Source organism: Pseudomonas sp. NY15463 (assembly GCF_048068415.1).
Lineage (GTDB): Bacteria > Pseudomonadota > Gammaproteobacteria > Pseudomonadales > Pseudomonadaceae > Aquipseudomonas > Aquipseudomonas mosselii_C.
The window spans coordinates 1-252 of record NZ_JBLUQD010000030.1 but is presented as its reverse complement, the minus strand read 5'-3'; the positions used below and the strand labels follow the sequence as shown (position 1 = coordinate 252).

The window sequence follows — 252 nt, the reverse complement described above, 5'->3', positions numbered from 1 at the left end:
CAACAGGCTGAATACGTGGCGCCGCGCAGTGAGCTGGAAGCGCGAATCGCTGGGATCTGGCAGGAGGTGCTTAAGGTCGAGCGGGTGGGGATGCAGGACAACTTCTTCGAGTTGGGCGGCGACTCGATCATCTCCATCCAGGTGGTCAGCCGTGCCCGTCAGGCGGGTATTCGCTTCACCCCCAAGCAACTGTTCCAGCACCAGACGGTGCAAGGGCTGGCGGGTGTGGCACGCAGCGAGGTCGAGAGCCCG

Annotated in this window: 1 protein-coding gene; it reads left to right on the top strand. The window is 63.9% G+C overall.

Translation table 11 applies throughout. The features are described from left to right. On the top strand, window positions 1-252 hold a 252-nt coding region (locus ACNFIC_RS23870), incomplete at both ends, for a phosphopantetheine-binding protein (protein ID WP_416782293.1).